The sequence below is a fragment of the Jiangella alba genome (genome assembly GCF_900106035.1).
Classification (GTDB): Bacteria; Actinomycetota; Actinomycetes; order Jiangellales; family Jiangellaceae; genus Jiangella; species Jiangella alba.
Genome location: NZ_FNUC01000002.1, coordinates 121,023 through 143,742, shown reverse-complemented (window position 1 = coordinate 143,742; position 22,720 = coordinate 121,023). Strand labels below are relative to the sequence as shown.

General features: G+C 72.6%; 15 protein-coding genes. 3 read left to right on the top strand and 12 right to left on the bottom strand.

The genetic code is table 11. The features are described from left to right. The first annotated feature begins 337 nt into the window (after positions 1-337). Positions 338-1,093 (top strand): DUF998 domain-containing protein, encoded by a 756-nt coding sequence (locus tag BLV02_RS02020; protein WP_083289107.1) that lies wholly within the window; start codon positions 338-340, stop codon positions 1,091-1,093. A 64-nt stretch (positions 1,094-1,157) separates the two neighbouring features. On the opposite strand, the gene BLV02_RS02015 is transcribed toward BLV02_RS02020, so the two are convergent. The 4 genes from BLV02_RS02015 to BLV02_RS02005 form a co-directional block, all read right to left on the bottom strand. Next, a complete protein-coding gene (locus BLV02_RS02015) occupies positions 1,158-4,025 on the bottom strand; it encodes a vitamin B12-dependent ribonucleotide reductase (protein ID WP_069114252.1) in 2,868 nt (955 codons plus the stop codon). Between the two features lie 74 nt (positions 4,026-4,099). Further along, entirely contained in the window at positions 4,100-4,615 is a 516-nt protein-coding gene (gene nrdR / locus BLV02_RS02010) for a transcriptional regulator NrdR (RefSeq protein ID WP_069114253.1), read from the bottom strand. 545 nt (positions 4,616-5,160) lie between these two features. Continuing rightward, the gene (locus tag BLV02_RS35380; RefSeq protein WP_141711803.1) at positions 5,161-5,613 is read right to left on the bottom strand and encodes a hypothetical protein; all 453 of its coding nucleotides are present in this window, start codon (positions 5,611-5,613) and stop codon (positions 5,161-5,163) included. Positions 5,614-6,755: 1,142 nt separating this feature from the next. Continuing rightward, positions 6,756-7,214 carry a LysM peptidoglycan-binding domain-containing protein gene (locus BLV02_RS02005; protein WP_083289048.1) on the bottom strand — a complete coding sequence of 153 codons (459 nt, stop codon included), beginning with the start codon at positions 7,212-7,214 and terminating at the stop codon, positions 6,756-6,758. 97 nt (positions 7,215-7,311) lie between these two features. Between BLV02_RS02005 and lexA the strand changes: the two genes are divergently transcribed. Next, positions 7,312-8,136, top strand: coding sequence for a transcriptional repressor LexA (lexA, locus tag BLV02_RS02000; protein ID WP_083289049.1), 825 nt, complete (start codon positions 7,312-7,314; stop codon positions 8,134-8,136). Between the two features lie 67 nt (positions 8,137-8,203). Here the strand turns inward: lexA and BLV02_RS01995 are convergent, their stop codons facing one another. Then, entirely contained in the window at positions 8,204-10,177 is a 1,974-nt protein-coding gene (locus BLV02_RS01995; protein ID WP_425432565.1) for an ATP-dependent DNA helicase, read from the bottom strand. Between the two features lie 84 nt (positions 10,178-10,261). Between BLV02_RS01995 and BLV02_RS01990 the strand changes: the two genes are divergently transcribed. Continuing rightward, a complete protein-coding gene (locus BLV02_RS01990) occupies positions 10,262-12,106 on the top strand; it encodes a S9 family peptidase (RefSeq protein ID WP_069113808.1) in 1,845 nt (614 codons plus the stop codon). 60 nt (positions 12,107-12,166) lie between these two features. On the opposite strand, the gene hflX is transcribed toward BLV02_RS01990, so the two are convergent. From hflX to BLV02_RS01955, 7 genes are all read right to left on the bottom strand, one after another. After that, complete coding sequence (gene hflX, locus BLV02_RS01985; protein WP_069113809.1) at positions 12,167-13,576, bottom strand: GTPase HflX; 1,410 nt, start codon at positions 13,574-13,576, stop codon at positions 12,167-12,169. 417 nt (positions 13,577-13,993) lie between these two features. Then, positions 13,994-14,833: a diaminopimelate epimerase gene (gene dapF, locus BLV02_RS01980; RefSeq protein ID WP_069113810.1), complete on the bottom strand. Its 840-nt coding sequence runs from the start codon at positions 14,831-14,833 to the stop codon at positions 13,994-13,996. After that, positions 14,830-15,750, bottom strand: coding sequence for a tRNA (adenosine(37)-N6)-dimethylallyltransferase MiaA (gene miaA, locus BLV02_RS01975; RefSeq protein WP_069113811.1), 921 nt, complete (start codon positions 15,748-15,750; stop codon positions 14,830-14,832). Before miaA ends, dapF begins: the two co-directional genes overlap by 4 nt. Then, on the bottom strand, positions 15,720-16,703 hold the full coding sequence (locus BLV02_RS01970; RefSeq protein WP_069113812.1) for a methylenetetrahydrofolate reductase: 984 nt from the start codon (positions 16,701-16,703) through the stop codon (positions 15,720-15,722). The genes miaA and BLV02_RS01970 overlap by 31 nt, the downstream gene beginning before the upstream one ends. Positions 16,704-16,727: 24 nt before the next feature. Then, complete coding sequence (ahcY, locus tag BLV02_RS01965) at positions 16,728-18,164, bottom strand: adenosylhomocysteinase (protein ID WP_069113813.1); 1,437 nt, start codon at positions 18,162-18,164, stop codon at positions 16,728-16,730. Positions 18,165-18,184: 20 nt separating this feature from the next. Next, positions 18,185-21,727 carry a methionine synthase gene (gene metH, locus BLV02_RS01960; protein WP_069113814.1) on the bottom strand — a complete coding sequence of 1,181 codons (3,543 nt, stop codon included), beginning with the start codon at positions 21,725-21,727 and terminating at the stop codon, positions 18,185-18,187. Beyond that, positions 21,724-22,719: a carbohydrate kinase family protein gene (locus BLV02_RS01955; protein WP_069113815.1), complete on the bottom strand. Its 996-nt coding sequence runs from the start codon at positions 22,717-22,719 to the stop codon at positions 21,724-21,726. Before BLV02_RS01955 ends, metH begins: the two co-directional genes overlap by 4 nt. Between the last annotated feature and the right edge of the window lies 1 nt (position 22,720).

Here is a 22,720-nt window from a genome sequence, read left to right as displayed (position 1 = left end):
GCCCCGGGCCGGCGCCGCTGCCCCACGCGCTGACCGGCACCCCTGACCGGGTCTGCTCCCCTACGGGCGCCGCGTGGCGCCGGATGGCGCTTCAACGCGCCCCAGCGCTGCTCTGCGCACCGCTGCGCGGCCTCGTGCGGCCCAGCACCGCGTCGTCCCGATCGGCGCGGTCCAGCGCGCCATCACACGCCCATGCACGCCCCCGCAGCCTCGAACACGTCCCGGCCCGGCCCGGATCAGCCGTGCTACCGACAACTCCCTTCGTCCTTGACAATTTTTCTTTTCGGTAGCAGGATCGAGCCAGCCAGGGCACACCACACGCCGGAAGGACGGGACCATGTCCACCACCACCCCCGCCACCACCACCTCCGCCGTCACCGCCGTCACCGCAGCCACAGCCACCCCCGTCGTCACCACGACCGGCACGACCACCGCCACGACCACCGCCGCGGCCCCCACGCCCGCCACGTCGCGTGGGCAGCGCCGGCTGCTCACCGCCGGCGTGGTCGCGGGGCCGTTGTACGTCGCGGCGGTCGTCGGGCAGTACGTCGTGCGCGACGGGTACGACCCGACGCGGCATGCGGCGAGCGTGCTGGCGAACGGCGACCTCGGCTGGGTGCAGATCGCGAACTTCGTCGTCGCCGCGGTGTTGACGGTGGCGGCGGCGGCCGGGCTGCGCCGGACCGGCAGGGCCGGCACCTGGGCGCCGCGCCTGGTCGGCGTCTTCGGCGTCTCGCTGCTGGCCGCGGGCGCCTTCCGGGCCGACCCGGTCGAGGGCTTCCCGCCCGGCACTCCGGCCGAGGCCGCCGAGACGATCAGCTGGCACGGCCTCGCTCACATGGGCGCCGGCGTCGTCGGGTTCACCTGCTTCGCGATCGCCTGCTTCGCCCTCGGCCGCCACCTGCGCCGCACCGGCCGCCGCGGCGCGGCACGCTACAGCGTCGCCGGCGGGACGCTGATCCTCGCCGGCTTCGTCGCGGTGTCGGCCAGCGCCGGCGCGACGTGGGGCGTGTTGGCGTTCACGGCGGGCATCCTCGCCGGCTGGACGTGGCTGGCCGTCACCTGCGCCCGGCTCGCCCGGCTCCCCCACTGACCCGGAAACACACAACGGCGGCCCGCCGGGATGTCCCGGGGGCCGCCGTTGTGCGTGCGTCGTGTCAGCTGCAGCCGCTGGTCGAGCCGCAGCCCTCGCAGACGTAGCAGCTGCCGGCCGGGCGCATCTTCGTGCCGCAGGTGAAGCAGAGCGGTGCGTCGGTGCTGGTGCCCTGGATGGCCTCGAGCAGTTCGGCCGACGTGTGCGCCTCGACCGGGGCCGGACGGGCCGCCGCGGCCTCGACGACCGGCGCCGGCTGGGCCGGGGCGACCTCGGCCTTCACCGGAGCGGACTGCCGGAACGTGTCGACCTCGATCTCGGAGTCGGCGGTGTACTCCCCCGTGTCGAGCTGACGGGCCCGCTCGGACGCCGTGTAGATGCCGAGCGCCGCCCGCGACTCGAACGGCAGGTGGTCGAGCGCCAGCCGCCGGAAGATGTAGTCGACGACGCTCTGCGCCATGCGGACGTCGGGGTCGTCGGTCATGCCCGACGGCTCGAAGCGCATGTTGGTGAACTTCTCGACGTACGTCTCGAGCGGCACGCCGTACTGCAGCGCGATGGACGTGGCGATGGAGAAGGCGTCCATGATGCCGGCCAGCGTGGAGCCCTGCTTGCCCAGCTTCAGGAAGACCTCGCCGAGGCCGTCGTCGGGGTACGAGCCGGCCGTCATGTAGCCCTCGGCGCCGCCGACGGTGAACGACGTGGTGCGGCTCGGGCGGGTCTTCGGCAGCCGCTGGCGGGTCGGCCGGTACTCGACGACGACGTCCTTCTCGGCCGTGGTGTCGGCGACCTTCGCCTTGGCGTCGGACAGCGGCTGGCCGACCTTGCAGTTGTCGCGGTAGACGGCCAGCGCCTTGAGGCCGAGCTTCCAGCCCTGCAGGTAGATCTCCTCGATCTCCTCGACGGTCGCCGACTCGGGCATGTTGACCGTCTTCGAGATGGCGCCGGACAGGAACGCCTGGACGGCGGCCATCATGCGCACGTGGCCCATCGGCTCGATGGCCCGCGGCTGACCGGCGGCGCAGTCGAACACCTCGTAGTGCTCGGGCTTGAGGCCGGGCGCGTCGACGACGTTGCCGTGCTCGGCGATGTACTCGACGATGGCCTCGATGGTCTCGTCGGCGTAGCCGAGCTTCTTCAGCGCCCGCGGGACCGTCAGGTTGACGATCTGCATGGAGCCGCCGCCGACCAGCTTCTTGAACTTGACCAGCGAGAAGTCGGGCTCGATGCCGGTGGTGTCGCAGTCCATCATGAAGCCGATGGTGCCGGTGGGCGCCAGCAGCGACGCCTGCGCGTTGCGCCACCCGTTCTTCTCGCCGATCTTGTTGCCCTCGGCCCACACCTTCGTGGCGAGGCTGCGGACGTCGGCGTCGAGCGTGGCGACCGAGCGCAGGGAGTCGTTGGCGGCGGCGTGCTTGCGCATGACCCGGGCGTGCGCCTCGGCGTTGCGGGCGAAGCCGTCGTACGGGCCGACGACGCCGGCCAGCTCGGCGGAGCGCTTGTAGGCGGCGCCGGTCATCAGCGACGTGATGGCGGCGGCCAGCGCGCGGCCGCCGTCGGAGTCGTAGGCCAGGCCGGACGCCATGAGCAGCGCGCCGAGGTTCGCGTAGCCGATGCCGAGCTGCCGGTAGGCGCGGGTGGTCTCGGTGATCGACTCGGTCGGGAAGTCGGCGAACGTGATGGAGATGTCCATCGCGGTGATGATCAGCTCGACCGCCTTGGCGAACGTGGCGGCGTCGAAGCTCCCGTCGGCGTTCAGGAACTTCATCAGGTTCAGGCTGGCGAGGTTGCAGCTGGAGTTGTCGAGGCTCATGTACTCCGAGCACGGGTTCGACGCGGTGATGCGGCCGGTCTCGGGGTTGGTGTGCCAGTCGTTGATGGTGCCGTCGTACTGGATGCCGGGGTCGGCGCACTCCCACGCCGCCTGCGCCATGTCGCGGAACAGCTTCTTCGCGTCGACGGTGGAGATGACCTCGCCGGTCATGCGGGCGCGCAGGCCGAACTCGCCGCCGGACTCGACCGCGCGCATGAACTCGTCGTTCACGCGGACAGAGTTGTTGGCGTTCTGGTACTGGACGGACACGATGTCGGAGCCGCCGAGGTCCATGTCGAAACCGGCGTCGCGCAGCGCGCGGATCTTGTCTTCCTCGCGCGCCTTCGTCTGGATGAACTCCTGGACGTCGGGGTGGTCGACGTCGAGCACGACCATCTTGGCCGCGCGCCGGGTGGCGCCGCCGGACTTGATGGTGCCGGCCGAGGCGTCGGCGCCGCGCATGAAGCTGACCGGGCCGGACGCCGTGCCGCCGGAGGACAGCAGCTCCTTGCTGGAGCGGATGCGCGACAGGTTCAGGCCGGCGCCGGAGCCGCCCTTGAAGATCATGCCCTCTTCGCGGTACCAGTTGAGGATCGACTCCATGGAGTCGTCGACAGAGAGGATGAAGCACGCCGACACCTGCTGCGGCGACTTCGTTCCGACGTTGAACCACACCGGCGAGTTGAAGCTGAACACCTGGTGCAGCAGCATCCAGGTGAGCTCGTGCTCGAAGACGTCGGCGTCGTCCGTCGAGGCGAAGTAGCCCTCGTCCTCACCGGTGGTGCGGTACTTCTTCACCACCCGGTCGATGAGCTGGCGCAGGCTCCACTCGCGGGCGTCGGTGCCGACCGCGCCGCGGAAGTACTTCGTGGTGACGATCGTCGAGGCGTTCAGCGACCAGGAGTCGGGAAACTCCACGCCCTTCTGCTCGAAGACGGTCTCGCCGGTCTTCCAGTTCTGCTGGACGACGTCGCGGCGCTCCCACGTCACCTCGTCGTACGGGTGGACGCCGGGGGTGGTGTAGATGCGCTGGACGCTCAGCCCGCGCACCTTCTTCGCCCGTCCGCCCGGCTTGCTCCCCGCACTGTTGCGGCTCGGCCCGCTCACCGTCTCCGTCATGGACCTTCCTCACTTCCCCCGGCTTTTACCCGTGGTTCCGGGCCTGTCATTCCGTTGTCGTGCTGAACTGCTGGCTATGGCTCCACGACGGTGAGGGTGGAGTCCTGCTCCCGCCCGTCGCCGTCGCTGTGACGCTCGGCCTGCTCGCGGTCGGCCCGCAGCGTCGCGATCTCGTTCTCGAAGTCGTCGAGACTCTCGAAGTCGCGGTACACGCTGGCGAAGCGCAGGTACGCGACCTCGTCGAGCTCGCGCAGCGGGCTCAGGATGGCCAGGCCGACCTCGCGGCTCGGGATCTCCGCGCTCCCCGACGCGCGGAACCCCTCTTCGACCCGCTGAGCCAGCCGGGCGAGGTCGTCCTCGCTGACGCCCCTCCCCTGGCATGCCCGGCGCACCCCCGCGACGACCTTCTCGCGACTGAACGGCTCGGTGGCCCCGGACCGCTTCACCACGGCGAGCGTCAACTGCTCGACGGTCGTGAAGCGGCGCTCGCAGGCCAGGCACTGCCGCCGGCGGCGGATGACGGTGCCCTCGTCTGCGGTGCGGCTGTCGACCACCCGGCTGTCGGCGTGACGGCAGAACGGACAGTGCATGAAGGGCACCTCCTCGGCGCTGGACCTGTGGACGAGATGGGGACAACCTGTGCACTCTCGACCACTACCTGTGGACAGCTTACACCCGTGTAACTACTAGATATAGGGGTACGGTACGTCGGCCGGAGGGGCGTCTGCAACCGACATGGCCGGACTCGGTGGAGGGTGTTTCAAAGCCGCAGGTCATGGATGAGTCGATCACTCCCCTCGGCGCGTCGCGGGGTCCGGTGGTGGTTCGCACGCCGTTCACCGTCTCCAGCCCGTACGTCGCGGGTTTCCGCAGGTCAGCCACGATTCGGACGGCCTGGAGCCGATCCGGCGCCGGACGCCTGTGGGTTGTGGACGACGGAACGCGCGGCGGGCTGTGGACAACCCCGGCACCACAGGATGTGGGGGTCGGGTGGTCCGGAGGGGTCCATCGATCGTGCGGTGGACGTCGGCCGGGTGGATGCCGGGGCTGCGGGCGCCCCGTGGCGTGCTGCGGTGACGGTGTTGCGCGTGGCGGCGGCGCGGCGCGGCCGTCACGGTGGCGCGGCGCTCGACCGTCACGGTGGCGCGATGCCGCCGTCGCCGTGGCGCGGCGCGTCCGTCGCCCTGGCGCGGCGCTCGACCGTCACGGTGGCGCGGCGCTCGACCGTCACGGTGGCGCGGCGCGGGCCGTGGCCTGGTTGTGACGCGACACGTTGGGCGACGAAGTGGCCGTCATTGCCCGGGACGTGAAGGCAGGCCAGGACCTTGGCGGCCCCGGAAACCGGCTGGCGCCCCGGAAACCGGCGCTTGTGACCGCGAAACGGGTCCTGTCCGCCGGTGGGCCGGGCGTGCGCCGGTTCGCGGGGCGTGCGCCGGTTCGCGGGGCGTGAGCGCACGATCGGTGGGCCTGCCGCCCGCGCACGGGAGGTCGTGAGGCACCTGATTCGCCCCGGCGCCGTGACGACGACGCCGCCACCGCGCCGACCCACGCCCGGCGTGCTCTCATCGGCACGCTCGGTGACGCTCACGTCGTCATCTCACGTGGCGAGTAGCAGGCCGACTGCGGCCGTGGCCGCGGGTTCAGTGGCCGGGCCCTCGTTGGCTGGGTCTGCCGCGTTGGCCAGCCCCCTGCTGCTCTCCATTGTCGGGAGCGCGGGAGGCCGCCTCAAGCGGACCGAATTGGCGCTTCGCGCGACACGTGACCGCTTGACCCGGCCGCCCGCGCCCCCGTTCAAGCAGCGTCAGGGGGCCGGCCGAAAGATGGGCCCGGCTCCCCTGCTCGCTCGGCCTTCGCTCCGCTGGCCGCTCACTGGCCGTGGGTGGCGTTCCGGCGACCGGCTCCGCCGTGGGTCGCGGTCCACCGGCCGCGCGCGGGTCGGGGGCGGCGTTCCGGCGACCGGCTCCGCCGTGGGTCGCGGTCCACCGGCCGCGCGCGGGTCGGGGGCGGCGTTCCGGCGACCGGCTCCACCGTGGGTCGCGGTCCACCGGCCGCTCGCAGGTCGGGGGCGGCGTTCCGGCGACCGGCTCCGCCGCGGGTCGCGGTCCACCGGCCGCTCGCAGGTCGGGGGCGGCGTTCCGGCGACCGGCTCCGCCGCGGGTCGCGGTCCACCGGCCGCTCGCAGGTCGGGGGCGGCGTTCCGGCGACCGGCTCCGCCGCGGGTCGCGGTCCACCGGCCGCTCGCAGGTCGGGGGCGGCGTTCCGGCGACCGGCTCCGCCGCGGGTCGCGGTCCACCGGCCGCGCGCGGGTCGGGGGCGGCGTTCCGGCGACCGGCTCCACCGTGGGTCGCGGTCCACCGGCCGCGCGCGGGTCGGGGGCGGCGTTCCGGCGACCGGCTCCACCGTGGGTCGCGGTCCACCGGCCGCGCGCGGGTCGGGGGCGGCGTTCCGGCGACCGGCTCCACCGTGGGTCGCGGTCCGCCGGCCGCGTCTGGCCGCTTCGGGGGTGGCAACCGTGGGAACCGTCGCGACGCGGGGGCGGAGATGGGGACATGGAGGCGATGCCCACCACACCCGCCCGGCACGTCGGCCCGGAACGGCCGCAGCCCGACCACGGAACCCGGCGACCGGAGACCCGGCAGCGCGGCCCCGGCGACAGGGACCCAGCAGCCGCGAACCCGGCGACCAAAGCCCGACGACCAGGGGCCCGGCGACCAAGTCGGCCGGGGAGGGTCAGCGGGCGGCCGGGACCTCGATGAGGTCGCCCGGGCGGATGTCGGCCGCGGAGGAGAGGCCGTTGAGCTCGATGATGGCGGCGACCGTCTCGCGCGGGTCGGCCGTGGGCGCGACGTCGGTGGCGAGCTGCCACAGGGTGTCGCCGCCACGGACCTCGACCGTGGTGACCGCCGTGGCGCCGGCCGGAGCGGCGGCGCCGTCCCAGGGGCGCACGAACGCCAGCGCGCCGGCGACGAGGAGCAGCAGCCAGGCCAGCCCGACGACCACGCGGCCGCGGCGAGTGAGGCGCGAGCCGTGCAGGGACGGCTCGGCGGAGCCGACGCACGGGACCGGCTCGGGACGCCCGGCCGGACGCCGGCGCGCGACGTGGCGGCGCGGCGGAGCGTCGGTGCGCTCCGGCTCGATCACCACGCGAGTGCGCGTCTCGAACGGCGGGATGTAGGTCGTCGTCGCCATGGTCAGCCTCCGGTGTTGTCGCACAACCGTTCGATAGAACGACTGTACGAATAGTTGTACACGCTGCCACTGACAGAGTCGAGACACGTTCGAACAGATGTTTGATCGTGTCTTGCATTCCAGCTACTGTGACCACATCAATCGACCCTGCGACCCGTTGTCGAACGGACGCGATCGACCTGCCGGAGGTGGCGTGGTGGCCAACAACGACGACGATGAGCGCGGCGAGGCTGCGGTCGCCTCGGTGCACAGTTTCCCGGAGACCCACCAGCACCCGGCCGACCTCACGGTGCGGCAGCGCAAGGTGCTCGAGGTCATCCGGGAATCCGTGGGCCGTCGCGGCTACCCGCCCAGCATGCGCGAGATCGGCCAGGCCGCCGGCCTGTCCAGCCCGTCGAGCGTGGCCCACCAGCTCGGCGTGCTCGAGACGAAGGGCTACATCCGCCGCGACCCCCACCGCCCCCGCGCCCTCGAGGTGCTACCGCCCGGCACGGCGCCCGGAGACTTCACCCGTCAGGTGATGGACGACGAAGAGAGCAACCTGCCCACGCCGTCGTACGTGCCCATGGTCGGGCGCATCGCGGCCGGCGGGCCGGTGCTGGCCGAGCAGGCGGTCGAGGACGTCTTCCCGCTGCCGCGCGAGCTGGTCGGCGAGGGCACGCTGTTCATGCTGCGCGTCGTCGGCGACTCCATGGTCGACGCGGCCATCTGCGACGGCGACTGGGTGGTCGTGCGGCAGCAGCCGGTGGCCGAGAACGGCGAGATCGTCGCGGCCATGATCGACGGCGAGGCCACGGTCAAGACCTTCAAGAAGCGCGACGGCCACATCTGGCTGCTCCCGCACAACGCCGACTACGAGCCCATCGACGGCGACGACGCCACGGTGCTGGGCCGCGTAGTGGCGGTCATGCGCCGCATCTGAGGGGAACCGAGCCGGCACCGGCCGGGGCGTCCAGGCCACCACGCGCCCCGGCCGGTGCCAGCGAGGATCAGGACGAGACCGCCAGGCGCTGCAGCGCCCCCGTGACGACCGCTTTGTCGCTGGTGAACCACATGGGCGGCAGCGACGCCCGCAGGTACGAGCCGTAGCGCGCCGTCACCAGCCGGGGGTCGAGCACGGCCACCACGCCGCGGTCGGTCGAGCGGCGGATCAGCCGCCCCGCCCCCTGCGCCAGCAGCAGCGCCGCGTGCGTGGCCGCCACCGACATGAAGCCGTTGCCGCCCGCCTTCTCGACCGCCCGCTGCCGCGCCGACGCCAGCGGCTCGTCGGGCCGCGGGAACGGGATGCGGTCGATGACGACCAGCTGGCACGACCCGCCCGGCACGTCGACGCCCTGCCAGAGCGACAGCGTGCCGAACAGGCAGGTCTTCTCGTCGGCCGCGAACGTGCGCAGCAGCGTGGCCACGACGTCGTCGCCCTGGCAGAGCACGGGCAGGCCGGGCAGCCGCTTGCGCACCGCCTCGGCCGCCTCCTGCGCCGCCCGCCGCGACGAGAACAGCCCGAGCGTGCGCCCGTCAGCCGACGCCATGAGCTCGACCAATGCGTCGACGGCCTCGGGGCGCAGGCCGTCGCGGCCCGGCGTCGGGAGGTCGCGGGCGACGTAGAGGATGGCCTGCTTGCCGTAGTCGAACGGCGACCCGACGTCGAGCGAGCGCCACGCCGGCGCGCCCTCGCCGGTGAGCCCGAACGCCCCGGCGGCGGCGTCGAACGAGCCGCCCAGCTCGAGCGTGGCGGAGGTGGCCACGACGGTGTTCTGCCCGAACAGCCGCTCGCGCAGCAGCCCGGCCACCGACAGCGGCGCGACCCGCAGCGAGCGCCCGCCGCGCTCGCGGTCCTCGACCCACAGGACGTCGTACTCGCCGTTCGCGACCAGCCGCTCGGCCGTGCCGAAGACGTCGTCGACCATGGTCTTCGCCGCGCGCCGGGACGCCTCGACGTCGGCGGCCCGCTCTTCGCGCGACGTGGCGGTGAACCCGGACTGCACGGCCCGAGCGGCGTCGCGGACGCCGACCAGCGTGGCCAGCAGCTCTTCGGGGACGGTGTCGAGGCGGCCCACCGGCGCGTCGAGCAGCGCGGCCCGCAGCTGCTCGCCCGCCGCGCGCAGCTCTTCGGCGTCGCCGTCGTCGACGTGGACGCGCGAGCGCACCGCGGCGCGGTCGATGACGCCGGGCCAGAGGTCGGCGGTGGCGACGCTGGTGACCCGCGCGGCCAGCTCGTGCCCCTCGTCGACCACCACGACGTCGTGCTCGGGCAGCACCGGCAGCCCTTCGAGCGCGTCGATGGCCAGCAGCGCGTGGTTGGTGACGACGACGTCGGCGCCGTCGGAGCGGGCCCGGGCCAGCTCGGCGAAGCATTCCTGGCCGTACGGGCAGCGCGTGGCGCCCAGGCACTCGCGCGACGACACCGAGACCTGCGACCACGCGCGGTCGCTGACGCCGGGCTCGAGCCGGTCGCGGTCGCCGGTGCCGCTGGTGGCGGCCTGCTGCTCGGCCCACTCGCGGGCGCGCAGCACCTCGGCGCCCAGCGGCCCGGCGGACAGCTCTTCGACGGGCACCAGCTCGCCCTGGTCGTCGGGCGCGCCGTCGCGGACGCGGTGCAGGCAGGCGTAGTTGGCCCGGCCCTTGAGCGTGGCCCACTTCGGCGGCCGGCCCAGCAGCGGCTCGGCCGCCTTGGCCAGCGCCGGGAGGTCGCGGTCGACCAGCTGCGCCTGCAGCGCGAGCGTGGCGGTGGCGACGATGACGGGCCCGCCGTCGGCGTCGGCGTGCAGCAGCGACGGCACGAGGTAGGCCAGCGACTTGCCGGTGCCGGTGCCGGCCTGGACGAGCAGGTGCTTGCCGTCGGCGACCGACTCGCCGACCGCCTGGGCCATCTCGACCTGGCCAGGGCGTTCCGCACCGCCGACGGCGCCGACGGCCGCCGCCAGCAATTTCTCGACCGTCACATCGCCCTCGCTCACCGCCACGACACTACCCGACCGCCGGACCGGGAAAGCGGTTGTCCACAGCCGCGTCTCGACCCTGTCCGAGCCCCGTGATGGAATGCCGGAATGACGTATGACGCGGTGCCGCTGATCCCCCGTGACGTCCTGTTCGGCAATCCCGAACGGGTCCTGCCCACGCTGTCGCCCGACGGCTCCCGGCTGGGCTTCGTCGCGCCCGACGACGGCGTGCTGAACGTCTGGGTCGGTCCCGCCGACGACCCCGCCGCCGCCCGCCCGGTCACCCACGACCGCCACCGCGGCGTGCGCACGTTCATGTTCTGCCACGACGACCGCACCCTGGCCTACCTGCAGGACACCGACGGCGACGAAGACTGGCGGCTCTACGCGCTCGACCTCGAGACCGGCGAGTCCACGCTGGTCACGCCGCAGGAGAAGGTCACCGCGTACATCCTCGAGCACAACCGCTGGCACCCCACGTCCATGCTCATCGGGCTGAACGCCGACAACCCGCAGCTGCACGACGTCTACCGGCTCGACCTCACCACCCGCGAGCTGACGAAGGTGGCCGAAAACCCCGGCTACGCCGGCTGGCTGGTCGACTCCGACCACCGCGTGCGCGGCGGCGTCGCGATGACGGAGGACGGCGGCGCGGTCGTCTACCGCCGCGACGACGACGGCGCCGACGAGCCGTGGTTCGAGATCGGCCCCGACGACGTCCTCACCACCGACGTCGCCGGGTTCAACCGCGACGGCTCGGCCGCGTTCCTGTTCTCCAGCACCGGCGTCAACGCCGCCCGGCTCATCCGCGTCGACCTCGCCACCGGCGCCGAGACCGTGCTCGCCGAAGATCCCGAGTACGACGCCGCCGGCATCGCCCGCCACCCCGAGACGCTCGAGCCGCAGGCCGTCACGTTCGTCAAGGAGCGCAAGTCCTGGACCTTCCTCGACGCCGCGTTCGGCGCCGAGGTCGACGGGCTGACGCAGCGGCTGCGCGGCGAGGTCGGCATCTCCCGGCCGGTCCGCGACGACCGCACCTGGCTGGTGCACGACGTGCTCTCCGACGGGCCGGTGCGCTACTACCGCTACGACCGCGACTCCGGCGAGCTGACCTTCCTGTTCTCGCACCGTCCGGAGCTCGAGGACTACGACCTCGCCGAGATGGAGCCGTTCTCCTACACCGCCCGCGACGGCCTCACGGTGCACGGCTACCTGACGTTCCCGCGGGGGGTCGACCGCGCCGGTCTGCCGGCGGTGCTCAACGTGCACGGCGGCCCGTGGGCGCGCGACACCTGGGGCTACAACCCCGAGGCGCAGTGGTTCGCCAACCGCGGCTACGTCTGCGTGCAGGTGAACTTCCGCGGCTCCACCGGCTACGGCAAGGCCTTCGGCAACGCCGGCAACAAGCAGTGGGGCGCGGCCATGCACACCGACCTCCTCGACGCCGTCGACCACCTGGCCGGCCAGGGGCTCGTCGACCGCGACCGCGTCGGCATCTACGGCGGCTCGTACGGCGGGTACGCCGCGCTGGCCGGCGCCGCGTTCACGCCCGAGGTGTTCCGCTGCGCCGTCGACATCGTCGGCCCGTCGAACCTGCTCACGCTGCTCGCGTCGGTGCCGGAGTACTGGAAGCCGCAGCTCGCGCTGATGCACAACCGCGTCGGCAACCCCGACACCGAGCGCGACCTGCTGTGGGAGCGTTCGCCACTGTCGAAGGTCGACCAGATCACCATCCCGGTGCTGGTCGCGCAGGGCAAGAACGACCCCCGGGTGAAGATCGCCGAGGCCGAGCAGATCGTCGCCGCGCTCGAGGAGAAGGGCCTCGACCACGAGTACCTGCTGTTCGAGGACGAGGGCCACGGCCTGGCCCGGCCCGAGAACCGCGAGCGGTTCTACGCCGCGGCCGAGCGGTTCCTCGCGACGCACCTGGGCGGGCGCGTCCAGGCCGACTAAGGCGGGCGAGGAACGAGCGAGGCGGGCGGGGACGGCATCGACCGGCCCCGCCCGGCACCCTTACCGGGGCGCGACGGCGTACGGCTGCAGCGCCGCCGCGAGCGCCTCGGGCACCCGAGCCCTGACCCGGGTGCCGTCGGCCTCGTGGTCGACCGACAGCACCTCGCCGACGCTGTGCATGCGCGCCACCAGCTCGCCGTGGTCGTACGGCACCAGCGCGTCGACCTCGACGGGCGGCTGCGGCAGCTCGCTCTCGATGAGCGCGCGCAGTTTGTCGACCCCGGCGCCGGTGCGGGCCGAGACGGACAGCGCGTGCGGCTCGTTGCGCAGCAGCCGGGCCACGACCATGGGGTCGGCGGCGTCGGCCTTGTTGACGGCGACGATCTCGCGCACGCCGCCGGCGCCGATGTCGGCGAGCACGGAGCGCACCGCCGTCAGCTGGCCCTCGGGGTCGGGGTGCGAGCCGTCGACGACGTGGACCAGCAGGTCGGCGTCGGCGACCTCCTCGAGCGTCGACCGGAACGACTCGACCAGCTCGTGCGGCAGGTGCCGGACGAACCCGACGGTGTCGGCGAGCGTGAAGCCGCGCCCCTCGGCCGTCTGCGACCGGCGGACGGTGGGGTCGAGCGTGGCGAACAACGCGTCCTCGACCAGCACGCCCGCGCCGGTGAGGCGGTTGAGCAGCGACGACTTGCCGGCATTGGTGTAGCCGACGATCGACACCGCGGGCACCGCGTTGCGGCGGCGACCGGCCCGCTTGGTGTCGCGGGCCGTGCGCATGGCGGCGAGCTCGCGGCGCAGCTTGGCCACCCGGGTGCGGATGCGCCGGCGGTCGGTCTCGAGCTTGGTCTCACCGGGACCACGGGTGCCGACGCCGCCGCCCGCGCCGCCGGCCCGGCCACCGGCCTGCCGGGACAGGCTCGCGCCCCAGCCGCGCAGCCGCTGGGAGAGGTACTCGAGCTGGGCCAGCTCGACCTGCGCCTTGCCCTCGCGGCTCTTCGCGTGCTGGGCGAAGATGTCGAGGATGAGCATGGTGCGGTCGACGACCTTGACGCCCACCTTGTCTTCCAGGTTGCGCAGCTGCGACGCCGACAGCTCGCCGTCGACGATGACGGTGTCGGCGCCGTGCGCCTGGACCACCTCGCGCAGCTCCTCGACCTTGCCGGAGCCGACGAACGTGGCCGGGTCGGGCTTCAGCCGGCGCTGGGCGAGACCCTCGAGCACCTGCGAGCCGGCCGTCTCGGCCAGCGCCGCGAGCTCGGCGAGGGAGTTCTCGGCGTCGGTGAACGACCCGCCCGGCCAGACGCCGACGAGTACGACCCGTTCGAGCCGCAGCCGCCGGTACTCGACCTCGGTGACGTCCTCGAGCTCGGTCGACAGGCCGGCGACACGCCGCAGCGCGTGCCGCTCGTCCAGGTCGTAGTCCCCGGTGGTGTCGCCGTCGAGGAGGTCGAGTTCGGCCTCCGGCACCTCGGCGGAGTCGTCATAGGGGTTGAATGCGTGGCCTGGACTATTGCTCAATTCTCCTGCTTTCGCCGTTCGACGTCTTCAGGAGCGACCATAGCTCGACCCGGTGGACGCCGCCCACCGTAATTTCGCCGCGGCGCGCAGCGTGGCCGCCCGCCGTCCGGCCTTGCCCGTGGACTTCTCCTGGGCGCGCCGGGCCACTTCCTGCAGCACGGCCTCTCGCCGCTGCTTCTCCGTTGCACCCATGGCACCGCCCTTCCGTCAGGCGCGCGGCCGGCCTCGTTGCCGCCCCACGCTCACAACGTTAGGCCCGCTCCCCGGCGGTGGCATCGACCGCGAGTCTGACGTCGTGCTCCTTCTACTGAAGGAGACGTCCTCGGGGTTTCCCAGGATGCTGTGATCTAGGTCACACTGCTCGCGTCAGAGCTCGACGGTCCCCCGCAGGCCCAGCACGGCCGGCCCGGTGAGCAGCAGTTCTCCGTCCGGACGCTCGGTCACGACCAGCCGGCCGCCGGGCACGTCGACCAGGTAGCGGGCCCCGGCGCCGACACCGTCGCGCCGCATGGCCACCCACGCCGCCGCGCAGACGCCGGTGCCGCAGGACCGGGTCTCGCCGACGCCGCGCTCCCACACCCGCATCGCGATGTGCTTGTGCCCGCGGTCGACGACGAACTCGACGTTCGCGGAGTCGGGGAAGACCGACGCGGGCCGCAGGTCGGGCGCGGACGTGAGCGAGCCGGGCGCCTCGAGGTCGTCGACGAACACGACGGCGTGCGGGTTCGGCACCCGGACCGGCGTGGCCTCCCAGGTGTGCCCGCCGGCGGCGACGAAGGCCAGCTGGCGGGTCGCGGCCGGCTTGGCCCGGCCCATCTCGACGGTGATCTGGCCGTCCGGCTCGGCGTGCACCGTGCGGATGCCGCCGCGGGTCGCAAGCGCCAGCACCGGCCCTTCGACCAGGCCGTTCTCCCACAGGTAGCGGGCCATGACGCGCACGCCGTTGCCGCACATCTCGGCGGCCGAGCCGTCGGCGTTGCGGTAGTCCATGAACCACTCGGCGTCGTCGGCCAGCTCGCGGACCTCGTCGGCGGTCTCCGTGCGGGTGATGCGGATGACGCCGTCGGCGCCGATGCCCGCGTACCGGTCGGCCAGGCGGCGCACGGCCGCCTCGTCGAGCCGGTCGGCCAGGGCGCCGTCGGCGTCCGGGATCACCACGAAGTCGTTCTGGGTGCCGTGTCCCTTGACGAAGGAGATGCCGCTCACGACCGACGATGGTAGGTCAGAGCGCGCTCCAACCGGTCATCGGCATCGAACGGCACCCAGCCGACGCGGTCGTCCTTTCCGAACCACGCGTGCTGACGGCGGGCGAACCGGCGCGTGAGCTGCACCGTCTCGTCGCGCGCCGCCTGCTCCGTCGCCTCGCCGGCGAGGAACGCCAGCACCTGCGCGTAGCCCAGCGCCCGGCTGGCCGTCGGGCCCTCGCGCAGCCCGCGCGCCTCCAGCCCGCGGACCTCGTCGACCAGACCCTGCTCCCACATGCGGTCGACCCGCAGCTCGATGCGCTCGTCGAGGACGTCGCGCGGCAGGTCCAGGCCGATCTGCACGACGTCGTCGTAGTGGTACTCGCGCGGCGGCAGCGTGGCGGTGAACGGGCGCCCGGTCAGCTCGATGACCTCCAGCGCGCGCACCACCCGGCGGCCGTTGGTGGGCAGGATGGCCGCCGCGGCGGCCGGATCGCGCCCAGCGAGCCGCTCGTGCAGCGCCGCCGCGCCCACCGTCGTCAGCTCCGCCTCCAGCCGGGCGCGGACCTCCGGGTCGGTGCCGGGGAACTCGAACCGGTCCAGGACGGCGCGGACGTACAGCGCGCTGCCACCGGCCAGGATCGGCGTGACGCCACGCGCCCGGCAGTCGTCGATGGCCTCACGGGCCAGCCGCTGGAACTCCGCGACGGTCGACGGGCGCGTGACGTCGTACAGGTCGAGCAGGTGGTGCGGGACGCCTCGTCGCTCGGCGAGCGTGAGCTTGGCCGTGCCGATGTCCATGCCGCGGTAGAGCTGCATGGAGTCGGCGTTGACGACCTCGCCGCCCAGCCGTAGCGCGAGGTCCACGGCGAGGTCGCTCTTGCCCGCCGCCGTGGGCCCGACGACCGCTACGACCGGGGTTCGGCTGCCGCTCTGCACGGCGGCAAGTCTCTCACCTGGCCTGTGGCGGGTCTGACCGACCTCACAGGGATGCTGGCATCCCCGTGAGTTCGGTCTCGCGTCCCCAGGTCGAGGCGGCGGACGAGCTCGCGGGTGGCCGTCGAGCGGTTGAGGGTGTAGAAGTGCAGGCCCTGGACGCCCTCGGCCAGCAGCCGGTCGCACATCGACGTGGTGAGGTCGATGCCCTCGGCGCGGAAGCCGGCCGGGTCGTCGTCGTAGCGGGCGAGGCGGTCGGCGACGGCCGCCGGTGCGCTGACGCCGGACAGCTCGACCGACTTTTCCAGCGTCCGCCGCGTCGTCAGCGGCATCACCCCCGGCAGTAGCGGCACGTCACAGCCGAGCGCGGCCAGCCGGTCGCGCAGCCGGAGGAAGTAGTCCGGCTCGAAGCACAGTTGCGCGACGGCGAAGTGCGCCCCGCGCCGGACCTTCCCCAGCAGCCGGCGGACATCGGTCTCGAGGTCCGGCGACTCCGGGTGCCCGTGCGGGAAGGCCGCCACGCCGACGCAGAACGCGCCGAGGCCGCCGATCAGGCTCACCATCTCGTCGGCGTAGGTGACGCCGTCCGGGTGCGCCACCCACTCGGCGGCTGGCCCGCCGGGTGGGTCGCCGCGGATCGCGAGGACGTTGCGGATGCCGTTCTCGGCGTACCAGCCGACGACGTTGCGCAGCTCGGCGCGCGAGTGGCCGACGCCGGCGAGGTGCGCCACCGGCGTCAGCGTCGTCTCACGGCGGATGCGCCCCGTCGTCCGGATGGTCCGCTCGCGGCTGGACCCGCCGGCGCCGTAGGTGACCGAGACGAAGGCCGGGTCCAGCGGCTCCAGCTGGCGCACCGCCGTCCACAACACCGTCTCGTCGGCGTCGTCGCGGGGCGGGAAGAACTCGACGGAGAACACCGGCCGCCGGCCGGCGAGTCGGTCCAGGACGGTCGTCATGGCTGCCCCTGGGCTCGTCGGCCGTCAGTAGCGGTAGTGCTCGCTCTTGTACGGGCCCTGGACCGGGATGCCGAGGTAGTCGGCCTGCGCGTCGGTGAGCTCGGTCAGTTTCACCCCGAGCGCGTCGAGGTGCAGCCGGGCCACCTGCTCGTCCAGCTGCTTGGGCAGCGTGTACACACCCAGCGGATAGTCCGCGGTCTTCGCGAACAACTCGATCTGCGCCAGCACCTGATTGGTGAACGAGTTCGACATCACGAACGACGGATGCCCGGTCGCGTTACCCAGATTCAACAACCGGCCCTCGGACAACACGATCACCGTGTGCCCATCCGGGAAGCTCCACTCGTGCACCTGCGGCTTGATCTCGGTCCGCACGATCCCCGGCACGGCGGCCAGCCCGGCCATGTCGATCTCGTTGTCGAAATGCCCGATGTTCCCCACGATCGCCTGATGCTTCGCCCGCACCAGATGATCCACCGTGAGGACGTCCTTGTTCCCCGTCGCAGTGATCACGATGTCGGCCCGCTCGATCGCCTCGTCCAACGTGGTGACCTCGTACCCGTCCATCGCCGCCTGCAACGCACAGATCGGGTCGATCTCCGTCACCACCACCCGCGCGCCCTGACCACGCAGCGACTCCGCACACCCCTTGCCCACATCGCCATACCCGCACACCACCGCGACCTTGCCACCGATCAACACATCCGTGGCCCGATTGATCCCATCGATCAGCGAATGCCGACACCCGTACTTGTTGTCGAACTTGCTCTTCGTCACCGAATCGTTCACGTTGATCCCCGGGAACAACAACGCCCCATCACGCATCATCTCGTACAACCGGTGCACCCCGGTCGTCGTCTCCTCCGTCACCCCACGAACGTCCTGCGCCATCGCCGTCCACCGGTCCTGGGACTCGGCCAGCGACCGCTTCAACAGGCCCAGCACCACCCGCCACTCGTCCGGGTCGTCGGCGGCGGGGTCGGGGACGGCGCCGGCCTTCTCGTACTCGACCCCCTTGTGCACCAGCAGCGTGGCGTCACCACCATCGTCGAGGATCATGTTCGGGCCCGCCTGACCCGGCCACGACAACGCCTGCTCGGTGCACCACCAGTACTCCTCCAACGACTCCCCCTTCCACGCGAACACCGGCACCCCCGCCGGCGCCTCCACCGACCCGGTGGGGCCGACCGCGACCGCCGCCGCCGCATGATCCTGGGTGGAGAAGATGTTGCAACTGGCCCAGCGCACCTGCGCGCCCAACACCGTCAACGTCTCGATCAACACCGCCGTCTGCACCGTCATATGCAACGACCCGGTGATCCGCGCGCCGGTGAGCGGCTTGCTCTCACCGAACTCCGCACGCATCGCCATCAAACCCGGCATCTCATGCTCGGCCAAACGAATCTCACGACGACCGAAATCGGCCAACGACAGATCAGCAACCTTGAAATCAAGGGACATGGAACGGCTCCTCACGTCGATCAGGCGGTGAAGTAGACGGCCTCGGGGTGGTGCACCACCAAGGCATCGGTCGACTGCTCGGGATGCAGCTGGTGCTCCTCGGACAGCGTGACCCCGATGCGGCCGGGGTCGAGCAGCGCGACGACCTTCTCGCGGTCGCGCAGGTCGGGGCAGGCCCCGTAGCCCAGCGAGTACCGGGCGCCGCGGTAGCCCAGCCGGAAGAACTCGGTGACGTCGGCGGCGTCCTCGGCCGCGACGGACCCCCCGCCGGGCAGCCGCAGCTCCTGGCGGACCCGGCGGTGCCAGTACTCGGCCAGTGCCTCGGTGAGCTGCACCCCGAGCCCGTGCACCTCCAGGTAGTCGCGGTAGGCGTCGGCGGCGAACAGCTCGTTGGCGAAGTCGGCGATCGGCTGCCCCATCGTCACCAGCTGCAGCGGCAGCACGTCCACCCGGCCCGAGCTCACGGCCAGGTCGCGGGGCCGGAAGTAGTCGGCCAGGCACAGCCGCCGGTCGCGGCGCTGGCGCGGGAAGGTGAACCGGCAGCGCTCACCGGCGTCGGGCGCCGGAGCGTCCAGGACGACGAGATCGTCGCCCTCGGAGACGCACGGGACGTAGCCGTAGACGACCGCCGCGTGCGCCACGACGCCCCGGGTGGTCAGCTCGTCCAGCCAGTACCGCAGCCGCGGCCGGCCCTCGGTCTCGACCAGCTCCTCGTATCCGGGGCCCTCCCCGCCTCGGGCGCCGCGCAGCCCCCATTGGCCGAGGAACGTGGCCCGCTCGTCCAGCAGCGCCGCGTAGTCGGCCAGCGCGACGCCGCGCACCACCCGGGTGCCCCAGAACGGCGGCTCCGGGACGGGGACGTCGGCGAGGACGTCGGACCGGCCGCCGGGCGGCGGCGCCTCCTCCTGCCCAGCGCGGCGCGCCTCGGCGATCTTCTTCGACCGCTGCCGCCGGGCCTGTCGTTGCGCGCGCTTGGCCTCGGCCTCCGGGTCGGCCTCGATGACGCCGCCCTGCTTGCGCTTCATGATGGAGTCCATCAGCCGCAGTCCCTCGAAGGCGTCGCGGGCGTAGCTGACCTCGCCCTTGTAGACCGCGGCGAGGTCGTCCTCGACGAACGTGCGGTTCAGCGCCGCCCCGCCCAGCAGCACGGGCCAGGTCTCGGCGACGCCGCGCGCGTTCATCTCCTCGAGGTTCTCCTTCATGACCACCGTCGACTTCACCAGCAGCCCGGACATGCCGACGGCGTCGGCCCGGTGCTCGCTCGCGGCGTCGATGATCGCGCCCACCGGCTGCTTGATGCCGAGATTGACCACGTCGTAGCCGTTGTTGGAGAGGATGATGTCGACGAGGTTCTTGCCGATGTCGTGCACGTCGCCCTTGACGGTCGCGAGCACGATCCGGCCCTTGCCGCCGGCGTCGTCCTTCTCCATGTGCGGTTCCAGGTGCGCGACCGCCGCCTTCATCACCTCGGCGGACTGCAGCACGAACGGCAACTGCATCTGGCCCGACCCGAACAGCTCGCCGACGGTGCGCATGCCGGACAGCAGCGTGTCGTTGACGATCTCCAGGGCGGGGCGCTCGGTCAGCGCCTCGTCCAGGTCGGCCTCGAGGCCGTTGCGCTCGCCGTCGACGATGCGCCGCTCCAGCCGCTCGGCCAGCGGCAGCCGGGCCAGCTCCTCGGCCCGGGTCTCGCGGTTCGACGCGGCGGTGGCGCCCTCGAACAGCTCCATGAACCGCTGCAGCGGGTCGTACCCCTCCCGTCGCCGGTCGTAGACGAGGTCCAGGGCGACCGCACGCTGCTCGTCCGGGATCCGCGACATCGGCAGGATCTTCGACGCGTGCACGATGGCCGTCGTCAGGCCCGCCTCCACGCACTCGTGCAGGAAGACGGAGTTGAGCACCTGCCGGGCGGCGGGGTTGAGGCCGAACGACACGTTGGACACGCCCAGCGTCGTCTGCACGGCCGGGTACCGCTCGCGCAGCCGGCGGATCGCCTCGATCGTCTCGGCGGCGTCGCGGCGGACCTCCTCCTGCCCCGTCGAGATCGGGAAGGTCAGGGTGTCGACGATGATGTCGTCGAGCGCGAGCCCCCAGTTCGCGGTGAGGTCCTCGATCAGCCGCGACGCCACGCGCACCTTCCAGTCCGCCGTCCGCGCCTGGCCCTCCTCGTCGATGCAGAGGGCGACGACGGCGGCGCCGTGCTCGGCGGCGACGCGCATCGCGCGCTGGAACCGCGAGTCGGGCCCGTCGCCGTCCTCGTAGTTCACCGAGTTGATCACGCAGCGCCCGCCGAGGCGTTCCAGGCCCGCCTCGAGCACCGCCGGCTCGGTGGAGTCCAGCATGACGGGCAGCGTCGAGGCCGTGGCCAGCCGGAACGCCAGCGTGTCCATGTCGGCGACGCCGTCGCGGCCGACGTAGTCGACGCACAAGTCGAGCAGGTGGGCGCCGTCGCGGGTCTGCGCGCGGGCGATCTCGACGCAGTCGTCCCACCGCTCGTCCGCCATCGCCGTCCGGAACGCCTTGGAGCCGTTGGCGTTGGTCCGCTCGCCGATCACCAGCACGCTGGTGTCCTGGCGGAACGGCACGCTCTGGTAGACCGACGCGACGCCCGCCTCGCGCTCCGGCGTGCGCTCGGCCGGCGCCAGCCCGCCTACCGCGTCGACGACGGCGCGCAGGTGCTCGGGCGTCGTGCCGCAGCAGCCGCCCACCAGCCGGGCGCCGTGCTCGCGGACGAACCCGGCGAGCGCGCCCGCGAGCTGGTCCGGGCCGAGCGGGTACACCGCGCCGTCCGGGCCGAGCTCGGGCAGCCCGGCGTTCGGCATGACCGAGATCGGCACCCGGGCGTGGCGCGCGAGGTAGCGCAGGTGCTCGCCCATCTCGGCCGGTCCCGTGGCGCAGTTCATCCCGATGAGGTCGACGCCCAGCGGTTCCAGCGCCGTGACGGCCGCGCCGATCTCGCTGCCCACCAGCATGGTGCCGGTGGTCTCGACGGTGACCTGGACGACGATCGGGACGTCCTGGCCCGCGGCTCGCATCGCCCGCTTCGCGCCCAGGATCGCCGCCTTCGCCTGCAGCAGGTCCTGGCTGGTCTCGACGAGGACGGCGTCGATGCCGCCGGCCAGCAGGCCCGCGACCTGCTCGGCGTAGGCGTCGCGGAGGTGCGCGTAGCGGACGTGGCCGAGGGTCGGCAGCTTCGTGCCCGGCCCGACCGAGCCGAGGACGAACCGCGGCCGGTCCGGCGTGGAGAACTCGTCCGCCGTCTCGCGGGCCAGCCGGGCGCCGGCCTCGGCCAGCTCGCCGATGCGCCCGGCGATGTCGTACTCGGCGAGGTTGGCCCAGTTGGCGCCGAAGGTGTTCGTCTCGACGAGGTCCGACCCGGCGTCGTAGTAGGCCCGGTGCACCGACCGCACCACGTCGGGCCGGGTGACGTTCAGGATCTCGTTGCAGCCCTCGAGCCCGGCGAAATCGTCCAGCCCGAGGTCGTGACTCTGCAGCATGGTGCCCATGGCGCCGTCGGCGACGAGCACGCGCCGGTCGAGGGCCTCGCTGAAGGTCTGGGTCACGCGGTCCCCTCTCGGGCGGCGGGCAGGAACGGCTGGATCTCGGCCGCGGCGTCATCGCCGTAGGCGTCGGCCATGCGGCGGTGGAAGGCCGCGGCGTCGACGAGGTACTCCTGCGGCCCGCGCGCCTCGATCGTGAGCGTGGCCAGCAGGCACCCCGTCTGCATCGCCCGTTCGAGCGGGACGCCCCAGGACAACGCGGCCAGGAACCCGGCCCGGAACGCGTCGCCGATGCCGGTCGGGTCGAGCTCGCGCTTCGCCGGCACGCACGGAACCACGACGGGCGCGGCGCCCTTCGCCTCCAGCCGCGCGCCACCGGCGCCGAGCGTCGTCATCCAGCCGCCGACCCGCTCCAGCACGTCACCGTGCGACCAGCCGGTCTTCTCGCACAGCAGCCCGGCCTCGTACTCGTTCGTGAACAGGAACCGGGCGCCGGGCACCAGCGACGCGACCTCCTCGCCGCTCATGCGGGCGATCTGCTGGGAGAAGTCCGCGACGAACGGCAGGCCGAGGTCGCGGCACTGCTGGGTGTGCCGGATCATGCCGTCCGGGTCGCTGGCGCCGACCAGGACGAGGTCCAGTCCCCCGGCCCGCTCGGCGACGACGCCCAGGTCGATCTCGCCGGTCTCGGCCATGGCGCCGGAGTAGAACGAGGCGATCTGGTTGTTCATGCTGTCGCTGGTGCACAGGTAGCGGGCGGTGTGCCGCTCCTCGGACACCCGGACGTGCGAGGTGTCGACGCCGCCCCGCTCGAGCCAGGAGCGGTACTCGTCGAAGTCCTGGCCCACGGCGCCGACCAGGAGCGGGCGCAGTCCCAGCGCGCCCATGCCGTAGGAGATGTTGGCCGCCACCCCGCCGCGCCGGACGTCGAGGCGGTCGATGAGGAACGACAGGGACACCTGCTCGAGCCGGTCGGCGACGAGCTGGTCGGTGAAGCGTCCGGGAAACACCATCAGGTAGTCGGTGGCGATCGAGCCGGTCACGGCGACGCGCATG